This is a genomic window from uncultured Mucilaginibacter sp. (genome assembly GCF_903913935.1).
Taxonomy (GTDB): domain Bacteria; phylum Bacteroidota; class Bacteroidia; order Sphingobacteriales; family Sphingobacteriaceae; genus Mucilaginibacter.
This window is the reverse complement of the sequence record NZ_CAIWNH010000029.1, coordinates 1-3,520: the sequence shown is the minus strand read 5'-3', so window position 1 is coordinate 3,520 and position 3,520 is coordinate 1. Positions and strand designations below refer to the sequence as shown.

The following is a 3,520-nucleotide window of genomic DNA, read 5'->3' as shown; positions in this document are numbered from 1 at the left end:
GCCTCACCTAAATCCTCTCCAAAGGAGAGGACTTTAACTTCGCTCTTTTTCAACCCTCACCTTTGGAGAGGGCAGGGTGAGGCCACAAAAAAAGCCGCCTCCAATAATTGGAGACAGCTTTTTTTGAAATTAGTATTCTGTTATCTTCTTCTGCCGAAAATACGCAGCAACATCAGAAACAGGTTGATAAAATCCAGGTAAAGGGTTAAACCACCCATTAGAGCCATTTTTGAGGCAGTGGCATCGCCATAAGCTAAACCTGCACCGATGTTTTTCAATTTCTGTACATCATAAGCGGTGAGCCCAACGAACACGGCCACGCCAATATAGCTGATCAGCATTTGCAGGCCGGAACTATGTAAAAACATATTTACAAGACTGGCAACGACAATACCAATCAAAAACATGATTAAAATTGAACCAAATTTAGTAAGGTCAGTTTTAGTAGTGTAACCGGCAATAGCCATAATTCCAAATACTATGGAAGACGTTAAGAATACGCTGAATACAGAGGACGCAGTATAAATTGCCAGAATGACACTAAGACTAATGCCAGTCACAGCAGCATAAGCGATGAATATTAAAGCAAGTACTCCATACGATAGCCGGTTTAATCCAAAACGCATCGCCAATACAAAAACCAAAGGCGAAATCATCGCCAGGACACCTAAACCGGTGGGTTGAAGTGTAGCGGGATCGCGAACAAGTTCTTCTAATGACAGATTGCTGTTAAACATAAAAGCCATCACTGCTGAAATACCCAACGCCGCAAACATCCACATAAACACATTTGCCAAAAACTTCCGAGATGCGTCGGTGTCATTTATTTGGACTATGTTGTCATAAACATAGTCAGGTTTATTTATTTCCATTTTTCTTTTAAAATTTATTTATACAAATTTAATTATTAGAGTTGATATTTAAGACGACCAAATTGAGAAAAAGTTTAGCGGGAGTCCGAAAGTCGGAAAAGACCGAAAGTCCGGAAGATTAAAATCCTGATCTTAAAAGTCCCTGGTTTATCCCATTTCGTCTTTCGGACTTTCGGACTTCTCCCCCTACCCTAACCGCCGTACCAACTGCTCTTCCACTTTTTTAAATACCTGTACAGGTTTTAATGCGCGCCAGCCCAGGTCGTCCAATACGCCACCGAAATTGATGTAGTAATCGATATTGTTTCGCTTAAATTCATCTATTACATGTTCGCGGAAATTGATGCCGGCAATCCAGCCATCTTCTACGTCCTGGAACCATTCTTCATAGTAACAATCGTCGGATGAGTGGAAATTCAATACATTTTCGCCAATCAGGATAAAATACCTGATGCCGCTATCGGTCATCAGATCCAAAATTTCCCTTTTCAGCATCATGATGTCATTATTGATCGCATCATTCCACTCTCCGATAAATTCTATGATCGAATAACCGCGGTCGTAATCAACAAACAGTACTTTTAAATACAAGGTATTTGAGCCGAGTGCATCCCATTGCGGGTGCAGCAGGTAATTGTAAACCTGCTTATCAAACTCAAACTCGCTGTATTCAGTTGCATAAAAAGGCGAATATTCATCTTCCGCAGCAATGTAGTCGTCGCGCCATTTATAATATGGTTCTATTTCGTGCATTCTTTAATTTCAAATGTGCGGATGTGCAAATGTGCAGATTTTAAAACCCAACCATTTACATCAGCAATTCGCTAACTTACATCCATTTTCTAACCAATCAGTTTATTTCCTCATCATTTGCACATCTGCACATATGCACATTTGCACATCAAATCTTATATGCTTCTACCGCTTTTCTAACGCTGCCGTGTTCTTTTAATAATCCGGCTGCGGTGTGCTCATCCAAACCTGTTTCTTTCATTACCATTTTTGTGCCACGGTCAACCAATTTATCGTTTGATAGCTGCATATCCACCATTTTATTACCTTTTACCCTGCCTAACTGGATCATTACACAGGTACTCAGCATATTTAACACCAGTTTTTGTGCCGTGCCGGCTTTCATCCGGGTTGAACCTGTCAAAAATTCAGGTCCGGTGACAACTTCAACAGGATACTTTGCAGCTGCTGCCACCGGGCTGCCGCTGTTACAAACAATACAACCGGTTACAATATGGTGTTCGTTGGCCATTTTTAATCCACCCACCACATATGGCGTAGTACCTGAGGCTGCTATGCCAAGCAGCACATCTTTTTCATTGATATCGTATGCCAAAAGGTCTTCCCAGGCTTGCATGTCGTCATCTTCGGCAAATTCAACCGCTTTACGGATAGCGCCATCGCCTCCCGCTATAATGCCCACCACTTTATCAAACGGAACGCCAAAAGTAGGCGGGCATTCAGAAGCATCAACCACGCCCAGGCGACCACTGGTGCCTGCACCGATATAAAAAAGCCGCCCCCCTGCTTTCATTCTTTCTGCAGTGACTGTAGCGAGCGACTCAATTTGTGGCAATGCTTTTTCAACGGCCAGGGGAACGGTACGATCCTCTTCGTTAATATGCTTTAGGATCTCCTTAACTGTCATTTTTTCAAGGTCGTTAAACCTGGAGTCCCTTTCTGTAGTCCTATCCATGGAGGAATAAATAAATTTCAGGCAAAATTCGGTAAAAATGTTGAGAAATCAGGCGGAGGTTTTCCTTCTGAAATTTTCACAATGATGACTAAAGATTGCCATACGATTGAAATTTTATTTAATTCAGTATCTAACAGGCCACTACCTTAACAACAATTATTAACTTTGTAGTAACAATACTGGTATGAAGAATGCGGGGGCTATAATATTCAGGTCGATGATATTGCTGTTGATAGGAACAGCTATTGGCTTTTATTTAGCAGATAATAACCTGTCGGGCAATGGCCTCAATTTTTCGCTCAAAAGCAACAATAAAATCAACAGCGTTTTAAGGCTTGTAAAAGACAACTACGTCGATTCTGTAAACGAGGACAGCCTTGAGGGCGTGGCCGTAAATAACGTACTGCAAACGCTTGACCCCCACTCGCTTTACCTTCAGCCACAAAGAGCGCAATCAATCAACGAAAATTTAGATGGTGGGTTTAACGGGGTGGGCCTTGAATACCAGATCCTGCGCGACACACTGGTAGTGACACAGGTTTATAGCGGCGGACCGGCATCAACTGCAGGACTTTTACCCGGTGACAAGATCATTAGCGTTAACGAAAAAAAGTTTTCTGGCACAAAACTTACCGCTAAAAAGGTTGACCAAACTTTAAAAGGCGATTCTCTTACTCAAATATCAATGTTGGTGCTCACTGCCAACAATTCCACGTTGAAAACATATCGTATCCAACGGGGGCATGTTGATCTGAGCAGCCTTGACGCCGCGTATATGATCAACCCCGAAACCGGTTATATCAAAATAAGCAAGTTTGCCTCAACAACGGATGCTGATTTCAGGGACGCCTTAACTAAATTAAAGGCCCGTGGCTTAAAAAAACTGGTGCTTGATATCAGGGAAAACGGCGGCGGATATCTTAGTGCAGCTACGTCGCTT

The 3,520-nt window shown here is 42.3% G+C and carries 4 protein-coding genes; 1 reads left to right on the top strand and 3 read right to left on the bottom strand.

The window, feature by feature from the left end; all coding sequences use genetic code 11:
• Positions 1–140: 140 nt before the first annotated feature.
• The 3 genes from QZY09_RS01265 to murQ all read right to left on the bottom strand — a co-directional run bounded on the left by QZY09_RS01265 (position 141) and on the right by murQ (position 2,580).
• Positions 141–872 carry a Bax inhibitor-1/YccA family protein gene (locus QZY09_RS01265; RefSeq protein WP_295667130.1) on the bottom strand — a complete coding sequence of 244 codons (732 nt, stop codon included), beginning with the start codon at positions 870–872 and terminating at the stop codon, positions 141–143.
• Positions 873–1,058: 186 nt separating this feature from the next.
• Positions 1,059–1,625, bottom strand: a complete 567-nt coding sequence (locus QZY09_RS01260) for a hypothetical protein (RefSeq protein ID WP_295667127.1) — start codon at positions 1,623–1,625, stop codon at positions 1,059–1,061.
• 148 nt (positions 1,626–1,773) lie between these two features.
• The gene (murQ, locus tag QZY09_RS01255; RefSeq protein ID WP_295667124.1) at positions 1,774–2,580 is read right to left on the bottom strand and encodes an N-acetylmuramic acid 6-phosphate etherase; all 807 of its coding nucleotides are present in this window, start codon (positions 2,578–2,580) and stop codon (positions 1,774–1,776) included.
• 184 nt (positions 2,581–2,764) lie between these two features.
• On the opposite strand from murQ, the gene QZY09_RS01250 reads away from it, so the two are divergent.
• A partial coding sequence (locus tag QZY09_RS01250; protein ID WP_295667121.1) for a S41 family peptidase occupies positions 2,765–3,520 on the top strand: 756 nt, incomplete at its 3' end.